The sequence below is a fragment of the Actinophytocola xanthii genome, from assembly GCF_001921205.1.
GTDB classification, from domain to species: domain Bacteria; phylum Actinomycetota; class Actinomycetes; order Mycobacteriales; family Pseudonocardiaceae; genus Actinophytocola; species Actinophytocola xanthii.
Genome location: NZ_MSIE01000022.1, coordinates 1 through 19,555 on the forward strand (window position 1 = coordinate 1; position 19,555 = coordinate 19,555).

Here is a 19,555-nt window from a genome sequence, read left to right on the forward strand (position 1 = left end):
TCACCCACGAGGGCCCCGACCAGGAGCTGTTCTGGGCCACGGTGGGCGGCATGGGGCTGACCGGGATCGTCCTGCGCGCGACCCTGCACCTGAACCACGTGGAGACCGCGTACTTCCTCGTCGACACCGACCAGGTCGACAACCTCGACGAGCTGATGGCCCGCCAGTCGGTCGACGACGAGTCCTACGTGGAGTCGGTGTCCTGGTTCGACGCGGTGACCACCGGGCCGAACCTCGGCCGCGGCATCCTCACCCGCGCCAACCACGCCCGGCTCGAGGACCTGCCGGCCAAGCGGCGCGAGCACCCGCTCCGGTTCGAGGCCCCGCAGCTGCTGACCGTGCCCGACATGTTCCCGCCCGGCATGCTCAACAAGCTCACCGCGCGGATCTTCAGCGAGCTCTGGTACCGCAAGTCGCCCACCCGCCACGGCGCCGTGCAGAACATCACCCAGTTCCTGCACCCGCTGGACATCATCGGCGAGTGGAACCGCGGCTACGGCCCCCACGGGTTCCTCCAGTACCAGTTCGCCGTGCCGTTCGGGGCCGAGCACGTCATCCGGCGCACGGTCGAGACGGTCACCGAGGCCGGGCACGTCTCCGTGCTCAACGTCCTCAAGCGCTTCGGCGACGGCAACCGCGCCCCGCTCTCGTTCCCCATGCGGGGCTGGACGCTGTGCCTGGACCTGCCGATCCGCCCCGGCCTGCACGAGCTGTGCGAGCAGCTCGACGACCTGGTCCTGGACGCGGGCGGGCGGCACTACCTGGCCAAGGAGTCCCGCGCCACCCCCGAGGCCGTGCGGCGCGGCTACCCCCGCCTGGACGAGTGGCGCAAGGTCCGCGCCGCCGTCGACCCCAACGGTGTTTTCGCTTCGGACATGTCGAGAAGGTTGAACCTGAATGATTGACGCGGTCGGTAACCCCCAGTCGCTGCTGCTGCTCGGCGGCACCTCGGAGATCGGCCTCGCGGTCGCCCGCCGCTACGCGCAGCGCCGCCCGCTGCGCGTCGTGCTCGCCGCCCGCCCCTCCGAGCGGCTCGACGCGGCTGTCGAGGAGCTGCGCGGCGCCGGTGCCACGGTGTCCACTGTCGAGTTCGACGCCAAGGACACCGACGCCCACCCCGGCGTGCTGGACAAGGCGTTCGCCGACGGCGACATCGACGTCGCGGTGGTGGCGTTCGGCCTGCTCGGCGACGCCGAACAGGCCTGGCAGGACCACGCCCGGGCGGTGGAGCTCGCCCAGGTCAACTACACCGGGGCCGTCTCGGTGGGCGTCGCCCTGGCCGAGCGGATGCGCCGCCAGGGACACGGCCGGATCGTCGCGCTGTCCTCGGTGGCCGGTGAGCGGGTGCGCCGCTCGAACTTCGTCTACGGCTCGACCAAGGCCGGCATGGACGGGTTCTACCTCGGCCTGGGCGAGGCGCTGCGCGGCGAGGGGATCACGGTGAGCGTGGTCCGCCCGGGCTTCGTGCACTCGAAGATGACCGAGGGGATGAAGCCGGCTCCGCTGCCGGTCACCCCGGAGCAGGTGGCCGAGGTGGTCACCGACGCCGTCGACAAGCGCAAGGAGCTGGTGTGGGCACCGGCGCCGTACCGGCTGGTGATGTCGGTGCTGCGGCACATCCCCCGGGTCGTCTTCCGCCGGCTTCCCATCTAGCGGAGGGACCGACGTGACCAGGCCGACGCCCGAGGAGTGGCTCGCGAACTTCAACGCCCAGATCGCCGACCTGCAGGCGAAGACCGCCGAGTTCCAGGAGAACCTGGAGCACTCCGGGGTCACCGAGACCGCCCCGGACGGCTCGATCTCCGTGTCCGTAGCACCGAACGGCTCGCTGACCGACCTGCGGATCGAGGAGTCGGCGTGGCGCGGCAACGGCGCCGACCTCGCGTCCCGGATCATGCAGCTCGCCCGCAGGGCCCAGCGAACGGCCGCGGTGAACGTGGCCGAGGCGTTCGCTCCGCTGGGCGCGGACACCGAGGCCATGCACATGATCACCGGCTACCTGCCGGAGCCGGAGCCCGAGGAGCCCGACCCCAGGGGTGGCTACTCGTTCGTCGAGGAGCAGGCCCCCGGCTCGGCGCCTGACGAGGAAGAACGGCCGCAGCGGGAACCGCGGCGCCGTCCGGCCCGTCCACCTGGTCGGGACGATGACGAGGACTTCGGTACCTCGATCTTCGACGGCGACAACCGGTGAGTCCGGTCGCGGACGCGTGACCGGGGTGGAGGTAGCAGGGCGTGACGACCGCGACATCCGGAGCGGGGATCGTCGACAGCTATGCGGGGCTGGTCGACTCGATCACCAGTGAGTCCGAGTCCGAGGGCGAGCAGGTCGTCGACGTCGCGCTGAGCGCGACCGGCGTCGTCCTCGACACGATCGGGGCCGCCGTCGACCCGTTCGGGGCGATCGTCGGCGCGGGCGTGGGCTGGCTGCTCGAGCACGTGTCGTTCCTGCGCGAGCCGCTCGACGCGCTGCTCGGCAACCCCGACGAGATCAACGCCAACACCGACGCGCTGAAGTCGGCGGCCCTGGAGATGAAGACGATCGCCCAGGAGCACCGCGAGGACCTGCAGACGATCGCCGGGTGGAACGGTGAGGCCGCGGACGCCTACCGGAACAGCCTCACCCAGCTCGCCGAAGAGTTCGAGGCGATGGGCACCACGCTGGACGGCACCGCGGCCGTGGTCGGCATCTCCGGGATGCTGGTGATCACGCTGCGCGGGATCGTGTTCGACATCATCACCGCGCTGATCACCGAGCTGATCCGGTACGCGCTGATCGCGGCGGCGTCGGCCGTGGTGACCATGGGCGGGTCGGTCGCGGCGTTCCTCGGCGTGGCCGGAGCGCGGGCAGCGGCGACGGCCGCCAAGATCAGCGGCAAGATCAGCAAGCTGATCAGCAGCCTGGGCCGGCAGGCCGGCCGGATCGCCGAGCTGGGCCGGGCCATGCAGAACCTGACCGAGGGCCTCGACCGCTTCGCCACCGCCGGTGACCTCGCCTTCGGCGCCTACCAGGCAGCCAAGCCCTACGACGCGCCGGCCGGGCAGGGGCAACAGCGATGACCCCCCGGCGCAGGCGTCCGGACGGGTCCTCGGGCAGCGACGGCGGCACACCGAACACACCCACACCCAACGCGTCGCCGGCGGGGCGGGCGGGCGACGGCGTCACCGTCGACCCCGACGGCATCGACACCATGGCCGACCGGCTGGGCAGCACCGGCGGGCGCGTGGACAACGTCGGCCGCCAGATCGACTCGGTCGACCTCAGCTCCGACTCGATGGGCGTGTTCGGGGCCCCGTTCGTCGGATCCGCGCAGACCCAGGTGCAGCAGGCCAGGCAGAACCTGACCAGGACACGCCAGGCGGTCCAGAACGCCGAGACCGGCACCCGCGCCACCGCCCAGTCCTACCGGGACACCGACCGCACCAACGCCGACAACCTCGGCAACATCGACACAGACACCACGCCGCCGAGGACCAACCCCAGCGGAACCACCACCCCGTCCGGCGCGACCGACGGGCCTGGCACCTCCGGCACACCCGGCGGCGGCAGCTCGGGGAACCCGCCCTCGATCGGCGACCGCCTCGACGGCAACGACTCCGGCGGTCCGCCGCCGCCCAACCCGCCGCGCACCGGGCGCGACGGCGACGACGGCTCGCGCCAGCCCGACCGCAACCCGCCCCCGCCCCGCCGCGACGGGCAGAGCCTCGGCCGGTTCAGCGAGGACCGGCTGACCCGCGACAGCAGCGGCCGGATCACCCACGTCGACGGCAAGCCCGTCCAGGAGAAGCTCCGGGAGATCGCGCGGGAGCGCACCCAGGAGTACATGAACGAGAAGAACGGGAAGAACCCGGACGGCTCGGACCGGCCGGGCGGCAAGAACGCGGAGCTGTCCGGCGGCCAGACCGGCAACATCGTCGCCCACGTGATGGACACCCGCACGGGTGAGATCTTCGAGACCACCAACGGGCCGAAGGGCTCGGAGATCCCGCCCTCGCAGGTGCACCCGGAGGTCCAGCGGCGCGTGGACGAGATGCGCGCGAACGGCCCGTACCCGGAGTTCGACAAGAACGGCAACCCGATCCCGGGAACCAGCCAGCCCTACCCCGGGTTCGACCTCCCGCTGCGGCACGCGGAGGTGCGCGGCGTGAACGAGGCGCTGCACGCCAACCCGGGCGCCACCATCGACGACATGATCGCCGACACGACGTTCATGCGGGCCGACGGCCTGAAGGACGCCCCGTTCTGCGCGAACTGCTCCGGTATCCTCCACGAGGTTCCGAGCAACTCCCACCGGCGGGAGTACGACCCTGACACCGGACGGATTGTGGAGAGACGGCGCTGATGCTCCGCGTTCAGGAAGACGACCTCGAGTGGGACGACAACAACCTGCCGTCGTACCAGGGGGAGCCGTTCACCGGCGAGTCGGTGGAGACGACGAACGACGGCCGGCTGCTCTCGCTCACCACCTATGTGGACGGTCTGGACGAGGGGCCGTTCCGGGTGTGGTCGGGCGACGGGGTGCTCGTGGTCGAGGGAACCAGCCGGCGCGGGCGCGCGGTGGGGGTGTCCCGGGAGTGGTACCCGAGCGGCGCGCCCAAGATCGAGCGCGAGTACAGCGAGCAGGGTGAGCTGTTGCGCTACCGCTCGTGGGACGAGGACGGCACGGTCACGGAGGACTACGTCCGCCCCAGCGGCGGCTGAGCGTGGCGGAGCTGGTCGTCCCGGCGAGCGTCGAGGAGGCCGTGCGGTTGCAGGAGCGGCTGGCCCCGCTGGTGGAGCGGGCGCCGCCGCCGGACTTCGCACCCCGGACGGCGACCGGCCTGGACGTGGCCTACTCCGCCGACGCCCCCGGCGACACCGCGGTGGTGGCCGCGGCGGTGGTGACCGTCGCGCTGGCCAGCGGCGCGGTGCTGGCCAGCGCGACGGCGGTCGGTGAGAGCACCTTCCCCTACGTGCCCGGTCTGTTCGCGTTCCGCGAGCTGCCGGCGCTGCTGGCCGCGCTCGACGGGTTGGCCGAGCCGCCCGAGCTGCTGGTGGCCGACGGCCACGGCATCGCCCACCCCCGCCGGTTCGGGCTGGCCTCGCACCTGGGCGTGCTGACCGGCGTGCCCTCGATCGGCGTGGCGAAGACTCCGCTGGGCGGGTACGACCAGCCGGCCGACGAGCGCGGGGCCACGACGCCGCTGGTCGACGAGGGTGAGCAGGTGGGGGTGGCGCTGCGGACGCGGGCCGGCGTGAAGCCGGTGTTCGTGTCGATCGGCCACCGGGTGGACCTGGCGACGGCCTGCCGGCACGTGCTGACGCTGTGCCGGGACTACCGCCTTCCCGAGACCACGAGGCTCGCCGACCAGCTGTCCCGGCGGACGCTGCGGGAGCTGGCGGAAAGCTAGGGCACGTCCTAGCGTCAGCTCGCGCCGAGCTCGGAGCGCAGGGTCTCGAAGGCCTCGCGGATGATGTCGTCGAGCCTGCGGTCGTCGTCGGTGTCCAGCCACTCGGCGATGGCGACGTAGACCAGGGTCACGCCGGTCTCGGCGATCAGGGCGGCTCGGGTGCGGTCGAGGCCGCGCGCCAGGAGCCCCTCCCGGATCGCGTCCGCCATGGCCGCTCGTTTGCGCAGGTCGCGCTCGCGTAGGCCGTCGTCGGAGCGGAGCAGCTCGCGGCGCTGGCGGAGTACCTCCTTGCGCCCCTCGAAGCGGGTCTCGACGAGCGGGCGCATGCCCTCGAGGATCAGCGCCATCGGCGTGGCCGACGCCGGTGCCTCGGCCATCAGTGTCGCGACGACCTTGGGCATCTCCACCTCGTCGGCGAAGAACACCTCCCGCTTGTCGGCGAAGTGCCGGAAGAAGGTCCGGGTGGTCAGGCCGGCGCGAGTGGTGATCTCCGGCACCGTCGTCGCGGCGAACCCCTGCTCGGCGAAGAGCTCGAAGGCCGCCTGCTGAAGGCGCTCCCGCGCGTCCGGTCGCCATCTGCCCACCCGTCCAGTCTAGGTGATGACACGACATGTCATCGCGTTGTACGGTGATGACACTGCATGTCGTCACGGTGGCGACGTCGGGCCAGGGCGGAGCTGTGTGATGACCGAGGTGTGGATTCTGGGCGGCGCGGGCCGCAGCGGGCGGGCGATCGCGGCCGAGCTGCGAGAGCGGGACATCCGGCCGGTGCTGGTGGGCCGGGACGCCGGGCGCCTGGCCGGGGTGGCCGAGGGGGATCGGGTCGTCGTGGCGACGTCGGTCGACGAGCTGGCGGCCGAGATCGGCCGGCAGCGGCCGGCCGTCGTGGTCAACACTGTCGGCCCGTTCAGCCGGACGGCGGCGCCGCTGGTCCGGGCGTGCCTGCCGGTGGGCGACTACCTCGATCTGGCGAACGACCTGGCCACTGTGTCCGCGACCCTCCGGCTGAGCGAGGCCGCCGCTGCCGCCGGCCGCACGGTGGTGACCGGCGCGGGGTTCGGCGTGACCGCGACCGAGAGCGTGGTCGTGAAGCTGTGCGAGGGGCGCCCGGCGGCCGAGCACGTGCGGGTGGACACGGTGCCCTCGCTGGCGCTGGCGGCGGGTGCGGTCGGGGAGGCGCTGGCCAGCACCATCCTCGACGGGTTCCTCGGCGTCGAGGGCGGCGGGCGCCCCCGCGGCCGCAGGTACCGCGGTGGGCGGCTGGTCCCGACGCGACTGGCCGGCGAGGCATTCCCGCTCACGCTCCCCGACGGGTCGACGGTGACCACGGTCAGCATGCCGATCGGCGAGCTGGTCGCGGCCCAGCGCGCCAGCGGCGCGCCCGACGTGGTGGCCGCCTTCAGCGAGCTCCCGTCGTCGTCGGTCGTGCGAGCGGTGCTGCCGCTTGCCGCCTCGGTGCTCGCCATCGGACCCGTCCGGGGCTTCGCCACACGACGGCTGGCCGCCGTCAGGATGCGGGCGCGGCCGCGCCCGCGCGAGCACTCGTGGGGTCACGCGGTCGTGCGGTGGGCCGACGGCACGCGATGCGAGGGCTGGCTGCGTGTCGGCGAGGCCCAGGCGTTCACCGGCGCGGTGCCGGCCGAGGTGGTTCGCCGGCTGCTGGCCGGGGACGGCCGGCCGGGCGCGTACACGCCGGCGGCCCTGTTCGGCGCCTCGCTCGCGCAGGCGTGCGGCGGTGAGTACAGCGTGGTCGGTGCGGTCTAGGTACATCTAGAGCCATGCGATCTCGAAGTCGCCGATGCGGCCGTAGCGCTCGACGGCGGTCTCGGCGGACTCGGTGTAGTAGGTGAGGGAGTCGCTCGGCAGGTAGAGGAGGGCGTCGGCGTCGTGGGTGAACTCCATGCCCCAGCCGAAGATCTCCCGCTCGGTGCAGGCGTCGAGCCCGTACATCGCGAACAGGCGGGGCCGCAACCGCCTGACGAGTTGCTCGAGGTCCGCGTAACGGGGGTCGCGGTAATTCATGCCGGAAAAACTGGCACCATGCAATCGGGGTCAGCAATGTGCCCGATCGAGTGATTGCCCTTCCAGGTGAACGCCCGAGACGATCTGTGGCGTGACCGAGAATCCTAATCCCAGCGTTCGTTCGCGACAGGTTTCCCTGCAACTCCGGGCGTTGCGGGAGGAACGCGGGTTGAGCGGGGCGGCGGTGGCCAAGGCGCTGGGAATGTCACCGAGCAAGATCAGCCGGTTGGAGACGGGGGCCCGTGGGCTGAGCGTGGAGGACGTCGCGGCGCTGCTCGGGCACTACAAGGTGCCCGAGCAGCAACGAGCGCAGATTTTGGAGCAGGTGCGGAAATCCGGAGAACGCGGCTGGTGGGAGAGCCAAGGGTTGGGTCTCCCCGAACTCTGGCAGGCCCTCATCAACTTCGAGTTCCGCGCCACGCGGATCCAGAATTTCGAGGCCCTGGTAATTCCGGGACTGCTCCAGACCGACGAGTACACCGAGGCCATTCTCTGCGCCGCGAACAGCACCCTCAGCAGAGCGGAGTTGACCAACCTCGTCGCCGCGCGTCGAGCGCGGCAGGCCGTGCTGGGGCGCCGAGAACTCCAGTTCCTCGCCGTCATCGACGAAGGGGCGCTGCGGCGCCCTGTTGCAGAAAGTGGCGTGATGCGCCGACAGCTGCGCCAGCTGGTGGACACGGGCGAGCGGACCAACGTCACGGTTCGTGTGGTGCCGTTGCGGGTGGGGCCACACGCTGGCCTACGCGGTCCGTTCGCCTGCTTGGACTTCGCAGACGAGCCGAGCCTCGTGTACATCGAGAACCATCACTTCGGCATGTTCTTGGACGAGAAGGAAGACATCGCCGCCTACCGGGTTAGCCTGGGAAACATCCTCAACGAGGCGTTGGACCCGGCCCAATCGGCGGCTCTGCTCGCCACCTTGGCTGAGGAACTTCGATGACAGGAGGCGCAACATGCACGCGCTGACCGAAGCACGGTGGTGGAAGAGTAGCTACAGCACGGACAACGCCAACTGCGTCGAGGTGGCGTTCGTCGAACCAGCCGTTGCCGTCCGGGACTCCAAGAACGCCACCGGCCCCACCCTCACCTTCCCGACCGCTAGCTGGACCCGTTTCCTCGACCACCGCTGACCGTCACCAGGGCACCACACCCTCGTCGTCGAAGAAGCCGCCGCGGGGGCCGTCGTCGGGCAGGGTGGCCAGGTGGATCGCGATCGCCGCGCCCTGCTCGGGTGTCCGTGGTGCGTTGAAGCCGGTGAAGTCGGTCGCCACGTAACCCGGGCAGGCGGCGTTCACGATCACCTTCGTGTCCGCCAGCCGCCGCGCGTACTGCGCCGTCACGCTGTTGAGCATCGACTTCGACGGTGCGTACGCGGCCAGGATCGGGCCAGTCTGCAGCGTCAGCGAGCCCATGTTGCTCGACATGTTCACGACGCGCGGCGACTCCGCGCGGTTGAGCAGCGGAAGCATCGCGTTCGTCACCCGCACCACCCCGAACACGTTCGTCTCGAGCACGGTGCGGACGACGTCGAGGTCGAGGGTCGTCGGGTCCTGCGCGCCACCGTCCATGCGGCCGGCGATCCCGGCGTTGTTGACCAGCACGTCGAGCCGGCCCGCCGTCCGCTCGATCGTCGCCGCCGCCGCGGCGACACTCTCGTCCGAGGTCACGTCGAGGGCGACGCCGAACGCGTCCACGCCCGCCGCGAGCAGGCGCTCGACGGCCTCCTTGCGCCGGACATCGTCGCGGGCGCCGACCGCGACGTGGAAGCCGATCTCGCCGAGACCCCGCGCGATGGCGAAGCCGATTCCTTTGTTCGCGCCGGTGACCAGCGCCGTCTTCATTTCATCCACGTGATCAATGCTCGGCGCGCCCCGACGCGCTGTCCAAGATTGATTCAGTAAGCCCTGATACCTGGCGGGTATCACGGCGTAGACTGCCGAAGTGGACGATCTCGAGACCCGCGAGCTGCGGTACTTCGTCGCCGTCGCCGAGGAGCTGCACTTCGGACGTGCCGCCGACCGGCTCGGGATCGCCCAGCCGCCGCTGTCCCGCGCGATCCGCCAGCTGGAGCACCGGCTCGGCGTTCAGCTCCTCGACCGGGACCGCCGGGGCGCGGCGCTCACCGACGCCGGCAGGGTGCTCCTCCGGGAGGCACGAACCGCCCTCGACGCGGTCGCGGCGGCCGCGCGCCGCACCCGGCGGGCTGGCGACCCGACCCGCCCGCTGGTGCTCGTGACCAAGGCCGGGGCCTCCCACGAGCTGCTGCAACGGCTTCTCGACGCGGTCGCCGGCACCACACCGGTCGAGGTCCTGCTGTGCGAGGTCGGCGAGCAGGCACACCGGCTGCGCGACGGCCAGGCCGACGTGGCGATCATGCACCGCCCGGTCGACGACCTCGCCGGGTTCGACACCGTGGACCTGCACACCGAAGGCCAGGTCGCGATCCTTCCCGCGGCGCACCCGCTCGCGGCACGCGACCAGCTCACGCTGGCCGAGGTCAGCGACGTGCCGAACCTGCCGATCGCCCGCTGGCCCCGGCTCGACGGGACCTACCCGGACGGGCCAGGGCCCGAGGTACGCACCCAGTCCCAGCTCGCCCAGCTCGTGGCGCTCGGCCGGACCCTGCTCGTCATCCCGGCGTCCAGCCGAGCCTGGCAGTGGCCCGAACACGTCGCGGTGCCCGTCGTCGACGCGCCGCACATCACCACGGTGCTCGCTTGGCCGCCGGGCAGCCGCTCCCCGGCACTCGCCGCCCTCGTCCGCACGGCCGCGGGCCTGTGCGAGGGCTACAGGAACGCCGAGAGCGCCACACACCCCACCCAGGAGGCGCCGAGCACCTGAAGGACCCGGTCCTTGAACGCGATGTCCTCCGGCTCCCCCGCGTTGCCGCCGTCCACGTCCACCGCGTACCGGAGCACCGCGACCACGAACGGCACGATCGAGATCACCGCCCAGACCGAGTTCGTCCCGGTGCGTTGGCGGATCTCGAACGCCCACAGCGCATACGTCATGATCATGATCGCGGCGGACGTGGCCCAGACGAAGCGGAGGTAGCTCGCCGAGTACTTGGACAGCGACGCCCTGATCCGGGCACCGGTCCGCTCGTAGAGCACGATCTCGGCGTACCGCTTGCCGGCCACCATGAACAGTGACCCGAACGCCGTCACCAACAGGAACCACTGCGACAGCGGCAGCCCGGCCGCCGCACCGCCCGCGATCGCGCGGAGCAGGAAGCCCGACGCCACGATGCACAGGTCGATCACCGGCTGGTGCTTGAGCCCCAGGCAGTAGCCCAGCTGCACCGCCGCGTACACGCCGATCACGACCAGCAGCCGCCAGCTCGACACCAGCGACACCGCGAACGACGCCAGGAACAGCACCGCGGCCAGCGCGTAGGCCGCCCGGACCGGCACCACGCCGGCGGCGATGGGGCGGTTGCGCTTGGTCGGGTGGGCCCGGTCGGCCTCGACGTCGATCGCGTCGTTGACCAGGTACACGGCCGAGGCGACCAGGCAGAACGCGACGAACGCGACCCCGGCGTCGAACACGACCTCGGGGTGGAACACCGGGTTGGCCGCGTAGGCCGCGAACGGCGCGGCCAGCACCAGGACGTTCTTCACCCACTGCCGGGGCCGCGCGGTGCGGAGAACACCCCGGACGAGGCCGCCGCGGTCGGGACTCGGTGCCTGGTCGGCCTGCTGGTCCACCGGGACCTCGCCCGGAGTGCTCTCCGCGGTGCTGCTCACCGTGTACGTCTCCTGTTCCCCCGCCGGTTGCGCAGCGAGCGGCGCACCAGGCCACCCACGGCCGCACCGAGTGCGGAGCCGGCGAGGACGTCGGTCGGGTAGTGCACGCCCAGCACCAGCCGCGACACCAGCATCGGCGGTACCAGCGCCGGAACCAGGTTGCGGCCGGTCAGCCCGGAGTAGACCACCGCGGCGGCGGTGGTCGACGTGGCGTGCGAGGACGGGAACGACAACGAGCTCGGGGTCTTCACCAGCACCCGCACCGACTCGTCGATCGGGCGCTGCCGGCGCACGACCCGCTTCACCGCGATGGCCGCCCCGTGCGCGGCGACCACCCCGGCCGCGCCGGCCAGCCAGTCCCGCCGCCGACCCCGGTCGACCGCCGCGCCGAGCAGGCCGAGCGCGAACCAGCCGGCGGCGTGCTCGCCGAACAGCGACAGGCCGCGAGCGGCCCGCACCGCCGGCGCACTGCCGAGGGTGTGCTGTACCCGGGCCAGCGCGGCAATCTCGACCGACCGCTCCGGCTCAGGTGGCGGGGTGCCAGGCTCGACGGCACGTTGCCGCTGTTCCTGCGTGGCCGTCGCCGCCATCAGACGTCCAGGGACCCGTCGAGCGGCGCACCGTCGGTGAGGTGCGGGGCGACCTTGTTGTCGAACACCGACAGCGCGGAGCCGATGGCCATGTGCATGTCGAGGTACTTGTAGGTGCCCAGCCGGCCGCCGAAGATCACGTTGCGCTCCTTGGCCTCGGCCTTGGCCAGGTCGCGGTAACGCTCCAGCTTCTCGCGGTTCTCCGGGGTGTTGATCGGGTAGTACGGCTCGTCGTCGTCCTCGGCGAAGCGGGAGTACTCCCGGAACACGACGGTCTTGTCGCCCGGGTAGTGCTTGCGCTCCGGGTGGAAGTGCCGGAACTCGATGATCCGGGTGTAGGGCACGTCCTCGTCGTTGTAGTTGACCACGGAGGTGCCCTGGAAGTCGCCGGTCTGGACGACCTCGGACTCGAAGTCGACGGTGCGCCAGGAGAACCGACCCGCCGAGTAGTCGAAGTACCGGTCCAGTGGTCCCGTGTAGACAGTGGGGGTGCCGGCCGGGATGTGCTCGCGCACGTCGAAGTAGTCGACGTTCAGCCGGACCTCGATGTTGTGGTGCGCGGCCATCTTCTCCAGCCACGCGGTGTACCCGTCGACGGGCAGACCCTCGTAGGTGTCGTTGAAGTACCGGTTGTCGAAGGTGTAGCGCACCGGCAGGCGCGTGATGATGTTGGCGCCGAGCTCCTTGGGGTCGGTCTGCCACTGCTTGGCCGTGTAGCCGCGCACGAACGCCTCGTAGAGCGGGCGGCCGATCAGCGAGATCGCCTTCTCCTCGAGGTTCTGCGCGTCCGCGGTGTCGATCTCGGCGGCCTGCTTGGCGATGAGCTCGCGGGCCTCGTCGGGCGTGTGCGACCTGCCGAAGAACTGGTTGATCAGGCCCAGGTTCATCGGGAAGGAGTAGACCTGGTCGCGGTACTTGGCGAACACGCGGTGCTGGTAGTTCGTGAACTCGGTGAACTGGTTGACGTAGTCCCAGACCCGCTTGTTGGAGGTGTGGAACAGGTGCGCGCCGTACTTGTGCACCTCGATCCCGGTCTCCGGCTCGGGCTCGGAGTAGGCGTTGCCGCCGATGTGCGGGCGGCGCTCGAGCACCAGGACCCGCTTGTCCAGCTGGGTCGCGACCCGCTCGGCAATGGTCAGCCCGAAGAACCCGGAGCCGACGACGACCAGGTCGTAGCCCGCGTAGGTGGTTGGGTCGTTCACCGGCACGACGCCCCCTCGATGACTCGGTGACGCCGCTCCCGGTCACCCTGGGTCAGTTGTTCACTCGCACGCTCGCTCACGGGCCCCGAGGGTACCTGCGCCCCGGCGACAGCTTGTGCCCGGCGCCAGGGGCCGGGCACGACATGCGAGGACCCCCGCGCTCCCCACGCGGGGGTCCTGGCACCCCTGTCCCCCTGTTATCCCTCCGGCGTGTTCTTCCGCCTCGGTTACATGGACGCCCGACCCCCGGCGGACGTTCCGTGTCGACGATCACTTACCCGTCGGTAGGGCAGAATTTCACTCGCCACCCGCTCGAGGACGGCCAACCTTCCCGCGTAGACGCCGTCCTCGCGCGGCCAGTGGCAGATGACGTCGGTGAAGCCGAGCTCCTCGGCACGGCCCATCGCCTCGCGCAGGTACTCGACGCTGGACAGGGAGAAGACCGGCGCCGAGTCCAGGCTCAGCACCCGGTCGATCGGGGCCGCGTCGCCGAGCACCTCGTCGAACCGCCGGGCGAGCTCCCCGACACCACGCCACCAGGCCTCGATGTCGTCCTCGCCGCCGCCGGTGGTGATCCAGCCCTGGCCGAAGCGGGCCGCGATCCGCATGGAGCGCGGGCCGTTCGCGGCGACCAGGAACGGCATCCGGGGGTGGCGGACGCACCCGGGGGCGGAGCGGGCGTCGACCGAGGAGTAGTACTCGCCGCGGATCGTCGTGCGTTCCTGGGTGAGCAGCGAGTCGAGCTGCTCGACGAACTCGGCGAACCGGTCCACCCGACGCTTCCGGTCCAGCGGCTCGCCGCCCATCACGTCGTTGTCGTACCCCGCCGGGGTGCCGGCGCCGACCCCGAGCAGCATCCGCCCGTTGGACACGTCGTCCAGCGCCAGCAGGCTCCTGGCGAACGGCACCGGATGCCGGAAGTTGGGGGAGGCGACCAGCGTGCCCAGCTGGATCCGCCGGGTCACCATCGCGGCGGCGGTCAACGTCGGCACGGCGTCGAACCACGGCCCGTCGACCAGCGAACGCCACCCGATGTGGTCGTAGGTCCAGGCGTGGTCGAAGCCGTAGGTCTCGGCGGCCCGCCACTTGGGCTCGGCCAGCAGCCAGCGGTACTCGGGAAGAATCACGATGCCGACACGCACGTCCACCCACGCTAGCCGATCAGTACGGCCGGTACCCGCCCGGCGGAGCGTGCCCGCCACCCGGAGGGTGGCCGTACCCGCCGGCGTGGGGCACACCGCCGTAGGGTCCGCCGCCCGGGCCGGCTGCGGGACCGGGACCGAAGAGCCTGCGCTGGTAGCCGCGCATGGCGCGGCCCGTGCTGGGCAGCAATACCAGCACCGTCGGCGCCGCCCACAGCAGGAACAGCACGATGGGGCGCAGCGAGCCCCGCGAAAAAATCGAGAACAGGTAGTACGCCGCCACCACAGCGCCCAGAATCCCGAGGACCCGTCGTGCGACGTCGAACCTGGCGAAGAGCAGCAGCGCGAACGTGAGCGCGGTGCACGCCGCCGTCATGCTGGTCCCGATCGTGAGACCGAGGTTTCGGTCGCCGCTCGGACCGCCGAACAACTTCGCGCCAACAAGCGCCGAGGCGCTCTCCACGAAGCCCGACTCGTTCATCGCGATGACGGACACGATCAGGGTCAGCAGGCCGCACCCAAGAAACAGGGCCGCGGACACGTAGGTGGTTCCGCGGGAGGGACGGGGTGGGGCGTCCCAGCCGTAACCGGGTGGTGGCGGCGGGTGGCCCCACTGTGGTGGATAGCTCACAGAGCGACAGTAGTGCGGACCTCACCACACCGGCCAGGGATGATGGCGGATGTGGACAAACCCGAACTGGTGGCCTCGGACGTCGACGGCACGCTGCTCGACCCCATGGAACTCATCACCCCGCGCACCGCGGGGGTGATCGCCAGGGTGACCGCATCCGACGTCCCGTTCGTGCTGGTCAGCGGGCGTCCGCCGCGGTGGATACCGGGGGTCGCCAATGCCGCCGGGCTCAACGGGTACGCGGTGTGCGCCAACGGCGCCGCGCTCTACGACATCGCCGCCGATCGGGTGATCTCCGCGCACGACCTCGACCCGCTGCGCCTGCACGACACCGCGCAGACCGTGCGGAACGTGCTGCCCGAGGCGCGGATGGCCACCGAGCGGATCGGCGACGGGCTCGTGCCTTTCGTCACCGAGCCCGGCTTCCGCAACCCCTGGGGCAACCCCGCCGGGGAGCAGGACGGCGAGGTCAACGACGTGCCGATCGGCGAGGTGCTCGGGCACCCCGCGACCAAGCTGATGGTCCGGCACCCGGGCATGACCAGCCAGGAGATGGCCGAGGCCGTCGCCGAGGTGCTGGCGGGCGCCGACCTGGAGGTCACCTACTCGACCAACCAGGGTCTGATCGAGATCTCGGCCGCCGGGGTGACCAAGGCGTCGGGGCTGGCCGAGGTCTGCGAGCGCCTTTCGGTGGACCAGCACCGGGTGGTGGCGTTCGGCGACATGCCCAACGACCTGCCGATGTTGCGCTGGGCCGGGCACGGCGTGGCGATGGCCAACGCGCATCCGCAGGTCCTGGCCGCCGCCGACGAGGTGACCGCGCCCAACGCCGAGGACGGCGTGGCGCAGGTGCTGGAGCGCTGGTTCTAGGGAAGGCTGGGGGCATGCAACGGGCGCTGGTCGTGGTTCGACACGCGAAGTCGGACTGGGCGACCGGCGAGCCCGACCACGAGCGCCCGCTCAACGAGCGCGGGCGGCGTGACGCGCCGGCGCTCGGCCGCTGGCTGCGGGACAACGTCGAGGACGGGATCGGGCTCGTGGTCTGCTCGACCGCCACTCGAGCCCGGCAGACCTGGCGGATGGCCGCCGCGGCGTTCGACCCGGCCCCGCCGGCTCGCTTCGAGGAGCGCGTCTACGGGGCCGAGCCGACCGCTCTGATGTCGGTCATCGACGAACTGGACGACGAGGTCGCCACCGCCGCCCTGGTCGGGCACAACCCGGGGCTCTCCGAGCTGGTCTACCTGGTGACCGGGCAGGCGGTGGAGCTCAGGACCTCGGCCGTGGCCATGCTGACCTGGGCCGGGCCCTGGGCGGACGTGTGGGCGCGGCGCGGGTCGCTGGTGGCCCACGCCACACCCCGGGGTTGACCTCCTACTGGGGGTCCTTGGCCGCGCGCAGCGCGATCGGCGCCCCGGCCAGGTCCTCCTCGTTGCAGAGCAGCTTGACGTCGTAGTACGGGGAGTCGTCGCTGTCGTCGTAGTCCAAATGGATGGCGATCACGTCGACCGGTTCGCCGAGCCACTCCTGCGTTCGGCGCAGCCATGCCGCGGAACGTTCGAGGGCTGTCGGCAGGTCGTCATCGCGGAACTCGACCGGGCGGTAGGGCACGCCGTAGACCTGATCGCCCTGGTGAGAGGGCCTGGGGAGGTCCACGGAGACCCCGGCTTCGTCAAGGTCGAGTGCGATTGATCGGTTCTGTTCACTAGCGAGCTCGCTCACCCTTACGAGCGTCCACCAGCGCGTGACCGCTCGCAACCCTTCTGTCGCGCCAACTGGCTCAGGTGTGGTTGACTGTGCTCTGGTCGTGATTTCTTGAGTTCGTGATAGATCACGCTCGCAAGAGTTGTTGCGGGCGCGCGGGTTAGCTCCAGGTTGAGTCGCCGTCTGGAACCGGCCAAGGTTGTCGCAACCGCGGCGGCCGGCAATTCGCTTGTTTTGGAGAACGTAGTGGCACAGGGAACTGTGAAGTGGTTCAACTCCGAGAAGGGCTTCGGCTTCATCGCGCCGGACGACGGCAGCGCCGACGTCTTCGTGCACTACTCGGAGATTCAGGGCAACGGCTTCCGCAGCCTGGATGAGAACCAGCGCGTGGAGTTCGAGATCGGCCAGGGCCAGAAGGGCCCGCAGGCCACTGGCGTGCGCGCTGTCTGATCTCACCAGACGCTGAACGACGAGAGGGCCACCCGGGTCATCGACCCTGGTGGCCCTCTCTGCGTTCTGACCTGCGGTTCTAGCTGAACACCTTGCGCCAGGACTCGACCGAGGTCAGCTCGGGCAGCGCGGCCCGGTACTGCTCGACCAGCTTCGGCCACTCGGCCGAGAGCCGCCGCCAGTTGTGGGCGGCCTGGAGCGCCAGCTCGCGGAACACCTTCGGGTCACGTCGCCGGAAGGCCACCCCGCTGCCGTCGGCGTTGGAGACCGTCGCCGAGTCGAGGTTGCCCAGCAGGAACCAGAGGGCGCCGTTGGCCGGGATGTTCACCTGCGGCCGCTCGACGGCGGCCGGGTCCGGGGTGCGCAGGTTGTGCACCAGCGCCTTGCCGGCCCGCAGCGCGATCTTCGCCGGGTGCACCGGCGGGCGCAGCATCTCCTCTGCCCGGACCATGTCGAACGTCGGCGGCGGGAACTCCCTGGCCGAGGGCAGGAACTGGGCGTCGGTGTACTGCTTGCGCAGCCGCTGGACCTCGGGCAGTCCGTTGGAGAGGCTGTCGAACAGCTTGTCCGGGCCGGCCATGAAGTCCTCGAGCGCCTTCATCTCCAGCGCGAGCGTCGAGTACTCCATCGACATCAGCCGGCGGAACGCCACCCGGGCACCCTGGGTGACCAGCGTCTTGCGCAGGTCGTACGGGCTGTGCAGGGCGGCCATGATCAGCCGGTTGCGCAGGTGGAAGTAGACCGTCCAGTCCTTGGTGTCGTTCTTGTCCGTCCACGGCTCGTGCCAGACCGCCGAGCCCGGCAGGGTGACCGTCGGGATGTCGTCGGCCAGCGCCCGCAGCGAGTACTCGGCGTCGTCGCACTTGATGAACAACGGCAGCGGCAGCCCCACGCGCTCGACGACCTCGCGCGGGAACAGGCACATCCACCAGCCGTTGTAGGTCGAGTCGATGCGCCGGTGCAGCGGGCGGGTGGCACGCAGGGAGTGGACGCCGAAGTCGTGGTCGACGACGGCACCCGGCGCCCGCCGCCACACGCAGGTGGCCAGGTCGACGACCTCACCCATCGTGTGCAGCCGCGACTTGGCCTGCATGTTCAGCATCTGGCTGCCGACGATGACCGGCTTGGCGGCCGCGCGGGCGAACATGTTGGAGCGCAGGATCGAGTCGGGCTCCAGCGCGATGTCGTCGTCGAGCAGCAGGATCTGGTCGACAGTGCCCGGCTTGGTGTGCTCGATCGACTCGTACAGCGCCCGGGTGAATCCGCCGGCGCCGCCGAGGTTGCCCTGCTCGATGACCTCGAGCCGCTCCCCGAGGGCCTTGCTGGCCTCGGCGAACCGCTCGTGCTCGCGGATCTTGCGGCTGCCCTGGTCGGCGACGAACACCTTGCTGACCACGTCGAGGACCGCCGGGTCCTCACCCAGCGCGATCAGCGACGCGACGCAGTCATCCAGCCGGTTGAACGTGGTGATGCCGACCGCGATCTTCTTCGTCGGCAGCGGCTGGTCGGAGAGCCAGACGGCCTCCGAGACCCGCAGCGGCACGTTCTCGGTGAACACGTCGAACCAGAGCCAGCCCCCGTCCTCGAACGGGGTGAGCGTGAGCCGGAACTCCAGCGTCTGCCACTCGTCCTCCGCGTGCACCGGCGCGCCCGTGAGGTGGACGATGTCGCCGTTGGGCTTGGAGCGGTACACCTCGACCCGACCGGCGCCGCGGACGTTCACCCGCAGCGTGACGTCCTCGACGACCGTCCAGCGCTTCCAGTAGCTGGCCGGGAACGCGTTGAAGTACGAGGCGAACGAGACCCGGGAGGACGCCGGCACCTCGACGTCGCGGCGGGAGGCGACGTGGCTGTGCACGTTCTCCGGCTCGTCCAGGTAGAGCGGACGCACGTCGAGCGGGTCGGTGTCCCTCGGCAGGATCACCCGCTGCAGCACGCGGTCCGCGTCGGGTTTGCTGATCGCCTGGTCGGCCACTGTCTGCTCCTCCTGGGGGGGTCTACGCGGTGCGGTCGGCGACCAGCACGAACTCGTTGTAGGTGAAGACCTTGCCGGCGGCACGCGGAAGCGGGAACGACTGCCGGCGGACACGGGTGAAGCCGAGCTGCCTGGCGACGTCGGTGAGCGCGTCGAAGTCCGCGAACTCCACGTGCGTGCTGTCGCTGGCGTAGCCGCGCTCCTGCGGGCAGATGAGCACCAGCCGCGCGTCGGGGGCGAGGTAGTCCAGGTAGCCGGACAGGATGCCGACGGCCTCGGAGTGGGGCATGTGCTCGACCAGGTGCGCGGCCAGCATGCCGCCGAACCGGCCGGGCTTCGCGTACTCGGTCTCGCCGAACTCCTCGGTCGTGAAGGCGGTCAGCCCGCGGTCACGGCAGGTGGCGATCGAGTGGGGGTTGTGGTCGACGCCCACTCCCCGAGGCGCGAGGTGGGCGAGACAGCGCCCGATGCCACAGCCGACCTCGAGCACCTCGCGGTCGCCGAACTGACGGCGGAGGTTCCACCGGTAGGGCGCCTGGACGTCGAGCAGGCGCTTCCACAGCGGCATCTCCAGCCGCTTGAGCCGGTCGGTGTACTCCTCGCCCTCGGTCGATTCCAGAGAAGCCATGCTGTTGGTCCTCTATCAATTGGGGATACCGGACGACCCGCCGAGCTGATCTGGCCGTACGCGATCGATGCATCGGCATG

Annotated in this window: 25 protein-coding genes; 14 read left to right on the forward strand and 11 right to left on the reverse strand. The window is 70.9% G+C overall.

The window, feature by feature from the left end; all coding sequences use genetic code 11:
* From BU204_RS13670 to BU204_RS13700, 7 genes are all read left to right on the forward strand, one after another.
* The coding region (locus BU204_RS13670) for a D-arabinono-1,4-lactone oxidase (RefSeq protein ID WP_075126033.1) at window positions 1-905 on the forward strand (905 nt) is incomplete at its 5' end.
* Complete coding sequence (locus tag BU204_RS13675; protein ID WP_075126034.1) at window positions 898-1,653, forward strand: decaprenylphospho-beta-D-erythro-pentofuranosid-2-ulose 2-reductase; 756 nt, start codon at window positions 898-900, stop codon at window positions 1,651-1,653. The genes BU204_RS13670 and BU204_RS13675, both read left to right, overlap by 8 nt.
* Window positions 1,654-1,666: 13 nt before the next feature.
* Window positions 1,667-2,191 carry a YbaB/EbfC family nucleoid-associated protein gene (locus BU204_RS13680; RefSeq protein ID WP_075126035.1) on the forward strand — a complete coding sequence of 175 codons (525 nt, stop codon included), beginning with the start codon at window positions 1,667-1,669 and terminating at the stop codon, window positions 2,189-2,191.
* Window positions 2,192-2,232: 41 nt separating this feature from the next.
* Window positions 2,233-3,057, forward strand: coding sequence for a WXG100 family type VII secretion target (locus BU204_RS13685; protein WP_075126036.1), 825 nt, complete (start codon window positions 2,233-2,235; stop codon window positions 3,055-3,057).
* A complete protein-coding gene (locus BU204_RS13690) occupies window positions 3,054-4,340 on the forward strand; it encodes a type VII secretion target (protein WP_075126037.1) in 1,287 nt (428 codons plus the stop codon). The genes BU204_RS13685 and BU204_RS13690 overlap by 4 nt, the downstream gene beginning before the upstream one ends.
* On the forward strand, window positions 4,340-4,699 hold the full coding sequence (locus tag BU204_RS13695; RefSeq protein WP_075126038.1) for a toxin-antitoxin system YwqK family antitoxin: 360 nt from the start codon (window positions 4,340-4,342) through the stop codon (window positions 4,697-4,699). The genes BU204_RS13690 and BU204_RS13695 overlap by 1 nt, the downstream gene beginning before the upstream one ends.
* A 2-nt stretch (window positions 4,700-4,701) precedes the next feature.
* Window positions 4,702-5,388 carry an endonuclease V gene (locus BU204_RS13700; RefSeq protein ID WP_233160237.1) on the forward strand — a complete coding sequence of 229 codons (687 nt, stop codon included), beginning with the start codon at window positions 4,702-4,704 and terminating at the stop codon, window positions 5,386-5,388.
* A gap of 14 nt (window positions 5,389-5,402) precedes the next feature.
* On the opposite strand, the gene BU204_RS13705 is transcribed toward BU204_RS13700, so the two are convergent.
* Window positions 5,403-5,972, reverse strand: coding sequence for a TetR/AcrR family transcriptional regulator (locus BU204_RS13705; protein ID WP_075126039.1), 570 nt, complete (start codon window positions 5,970-5,972; stop codon window positions 5,403-5,405).
* A 100-nt stretch (window positions 5,973-6,072) separates the two neighbouring features.
* Here BU204_RS13705 and BU204_RS13710 point away from each other — a divergent pair, with 100 nt between their 5' ends.
* On the forward strand, window positions 6,073-7,152 hold the full coding sequence (locus tag BU204_RS13710; protein WP_075126040.1) for a saccharopine dehydrogenase family protein: 1,080 nt from the start codon (window positions 6,073-6,075) through the stop codon (window positions 7,150-7,152).
* 6 nt (window positions 7,153-7,158) lie between these two features.
* Here the strand turns inward: BU204_RS13710 and BU204_RS13715 are convergent, their stop codons facing one another.
* Window positions 7,159-7,410 (reverse strand): hypothetical protein, encoded by a 252-nt coding sequence (locus tag BU204_RS13715; protein ID WP_075126041.1) that lies wholly within the window; start codon window positions 7,408-7,410, stop codon window positions 7,159-7,161.
* A 91-nt stretch (window positions 7,411-7,501) separates the two neighbouring features.
* Here BU204_RS13715 and BU204_RS13720 point away from each other — a divergent pair, with 91 nt between their 5' ends.
* Window positions 7,502-8,350 (forward strand): helix-turn-helix domain-containing protein, encoded by an 849-nt coding sequence (locus BU204_RS13720; protein ID WP_075126042.1) that lies wholly within the window; start codon window positions 7,502-7,504, stop codon window positions 8,348-8,350.
* Window positions 8,351-8,363: 13 nt separating this feature from the next.
* Complete coding sequence (locus tag BU204_RS13725; RefSeq protein ID WP_075126043.1) at window positions 8,364-8,540, forward strand: DUF397 domain-containing protein; 177 nt, start codon at window positions 8,364-8,366, stop codon at window positions 8,538-8,540.
* A 3-nt stretch (window positions 8,541-8,543) separates the two neighbouring features.
* On the opposite strand, the gene BU204_RS13730 is transcribed toward BU204_RS13725, so the two are convergent.
* The gene (locus BU204_RS13730; RefSeq protein WP_075126044.1) at window positions 8,544-9,260 is read right to left on the reverse strand and encodes an SDR family oxidoreductase; all 717 of its coding nucleotides are present in this window, start codon (window positions 9,258-9,260) and stop codon (window positions 8,544-8,546) included.
* Window positions 9,261-9,351: 91 nt separating this feature from the next.
* On the opposite strand from BU204_RS13730, the gene BU204_RS13735 reads away from it, so the two are divergent.
* On the forward strand, window positions 9,352-10,251 hold the full coding sequence (locus BU204_RS13735) for a LysR family transcriptional regulator (protein ID WP_075126045.1): 900 nt from the start codon (window positions 9,352-9,354) through the stop codon (window positions 10,249-10,251).
* Here the strand turns inward: BU204_RS13735 and BU204_RS13740 are convergent.
* The 5 genes from BU204_RS13740 to BU204_RS13760 all read right to left on the reverse strand — a co-directional run bounded on the left by BU204_RS13740 (window position 10,197) and on the right by BU204_RS13760 (window position 14,721).
* Window positions 10,197-11,117 (reverse strand): decaprenyl-phosphate phosphoribosyltransferase, encoded by a 921-nt coding sequence (locus tag BU204_RS13740; RefSeq protein WP_075126072.1) that lies wholly within the window; start codon window positions 11,115-11,117, stop codon window positions 10,197-10,199. The two genes, BU204_RS13735 and BU204_RS13740, sit on opposite strands and share 55 nt — an antisense overlap.
* Before the next feature lie 35 nt (window positions 11,118-11,152).
* Complete coding sequence (locus tag BU204_RS13745) at window positions 11,153-11,746, reverse strand: phosphatase PAP2 family protein (protein WP_075126046.1); 594 nt, start codon at window positions 11,744-11,746, stop codon at window positions 11,153-11,155.
* Complete coding sequence (gene glf, locus BU204_RS13750; RefSeq protein WP_233160251.1) at window positions 11,746-12,948, reverse strand: UDP-galactopyranose mutase; 1,203 nt, start codon at window positions 12,946-12,948, stop codon at window positions 11,746-11,748. Before glf ends, BU204_RS13745 begins: the two co-directional genes overlap by 1 nt.
* A gap of 227 nt (window positions 12,949-13,175) precedes the next feature.
* On the reverse strand, window positions 13,176-14,090 hold the full coding sequence (locus tag BU204_RS13755; protein ID WP_075126073.1) for an LLM class flavin-dependent oxidoreductase: 915 nt from the start codon (window positions 14,088-14,090) through the stop codon (window positions 13,176-13,178).
* Between the two features lie 19 nt (window positions 14,091-14,109).
* Window positions 14,110-14,721, reverse strand: a complete 612-nt coding sequence (locus BU204_RS13760) for a hypothetical protein (RefSeq protein WP_143229500.1) — start codon at window positions 14,719-14,721, stop codon at window positions 14,110-14,112.
* Window positions 14,722-14,763: 42 nt separating this feature from the next.
* Between BU204_RS13760 and BU204_RS13765 the strand changes: the two genes are divergently transcribed.
* Window positions 14,764-15,591, forward strand: a complete 828-nt coding sequence (locus BU204_RS13765) for an HAD family hydrolase (protein WP_198942871.1) — start codon at window positions 14,764-14,766, stop codon at window positions 15,589-15,591.
* Between the two features lie 14 nt (window positions 15,592-15,605).
* A complete protein-coding gene (locus tag BU204_RS13770; RefSeq protein WP_075126050.1) occupies window positions 15,606-16,088 on the forward strand; it encodes a SixA phosphatase family protein in 483 nt (160 codons plus the stop codon).
* A 4-nt stretch (window positions 16,089-16,092) separates the two neighbouring features.
* Here the strand turns inward: BU204_RS13770 and BU204_RS13775 are convergent, their stop codons facing one another.
* A complete protein-coding gene (locus BU204_RS13775; protein ID WP_075126051.1) occupies window positions 16,093-16,440 on the reverse strand; it encodes a hypothetical protein in 348 nt (115 codons plus the stop codon).
* A 228-nt stretch (window positions 16,441-16,668) separates the two neighbouring features.
* Here BU204_RS13775 and cspE point away from each other — a divergent pair, with 228 nt between their 5' ends.
* Window positions 16,669-16,872, forward strand: coding sequence for a transcription antiterminator/RNA stability regulator CspE (gene cspE / locus BU204_RS13780; protein ID WP_075126052.1), 204 nt, complete (start codon window positions 16,669-16,671; stop codon window positions 16,870-16,872).
* 79 nt (window positions 16,873-16,951) lie between these two features.
* Here cspE and BU204_RS13785 read toward each other — a convergent pair whose 3' ends face one another.
* Both BU204_RS13785 and BU204_RS13790 read right to left on the reverse strand, forming a co-directional pair.
* On the reverse strand, window positions 16,952-18,847 hold the full coding sequence (locus BU204_RS13785) for a glycosyltransferase (RefSeq protein WP_075126053.1): 1,896 nt from the start codon (window positions 18,845-18,847) through the stop codon (window positions 16,952-16,954).
* 22 nt (window positions 18,848-18,869) lie between these two features.
* On the reverse strand, window positions 18,870-19,475 hold the full coding sequence (locus BU204_RS13790; RefSeq protein ID WP_075126054.1) for a class I SAM-dependent methyltransferase: 606 nt from the start codon (window positions 19,473-19,475) through the stop codon (window positions 18,870-18,872).
* Window positions 19,476-19,555 lie beyond the last annotated feature (80 nt).

Bases quoted from the DNA above. Each gene is read 5' to 3' on its own strand.
- BU204_RS13675 (WP_075126034.1), top strand. From the start codon at position 898: ATGATTGACGCGGTCGGTAACCCCCAGTCGCTGCTGCTGCTCGGCGGC.
- BU204_RS13690 (WP_075126037.1), top strand. From the start codon at position 3,054: ATGACCCCCCGGCGCAGGCGTCCGGACGGGTCCTCGGGCAGCGACGGC.
- BU204_RS13695 (WP_075126038.1), top strand. From the start codon at position 4,340: ATGCTCCGCGTTCAGGAAGACGACCTCGAGTGGGACGACAACAACCTG.
- BU204_RS13710 (WP_075126040.1), top strand. From the start codon at position 6,073: ATGACCGAGGTGTGGATTCTGGGCGGCGCGGGCCGCAGCGGGCGGGCG.
- BU204_RS13715 (WP_075126041.1), bottom strand. From the start codon at position 7,410: ATGAATTACCGCGACCCCCGTTACGCGGACCTCGAGCAACTCGTCAGG.
- BU204_RS13725 (WP_075126043.1), top strand. From the start codon at position 8,364: ATGCACGCGCTGACCGAAGCACGGTGGTGGAAGAGTAGCTACAGCACG.
- BU204_RS13745 (WP_075126046.1), bottom strand. From the start codon at position 11,746: ATGGCGGCGACGGCCACGCAGGAACAGCGGCAACGTGCCGTCGAGCCT.
- BU204_RS13765 (WP_198942871.1), top strand. From the start codon at position 14,764: ATGGCGGATGTGGACAAACCCGAACTGGTGGCCTCGGACGTCGACGGC.
- BU204_RS13770 (WP_075126050.1), top strand. From the start codon at position 15,606: ATGCAACGGGCGCTGGTCGTGGTTCGACACGCGAAGTCGGACTGGGCG.
- BU204_RS13790 (WP_075126054.1), bottom strand. From the start codon at position 19,475: ATGGCTTCTCTGGAATCGACCGAGGGCGAGGAGTACACCGACCGGCTC.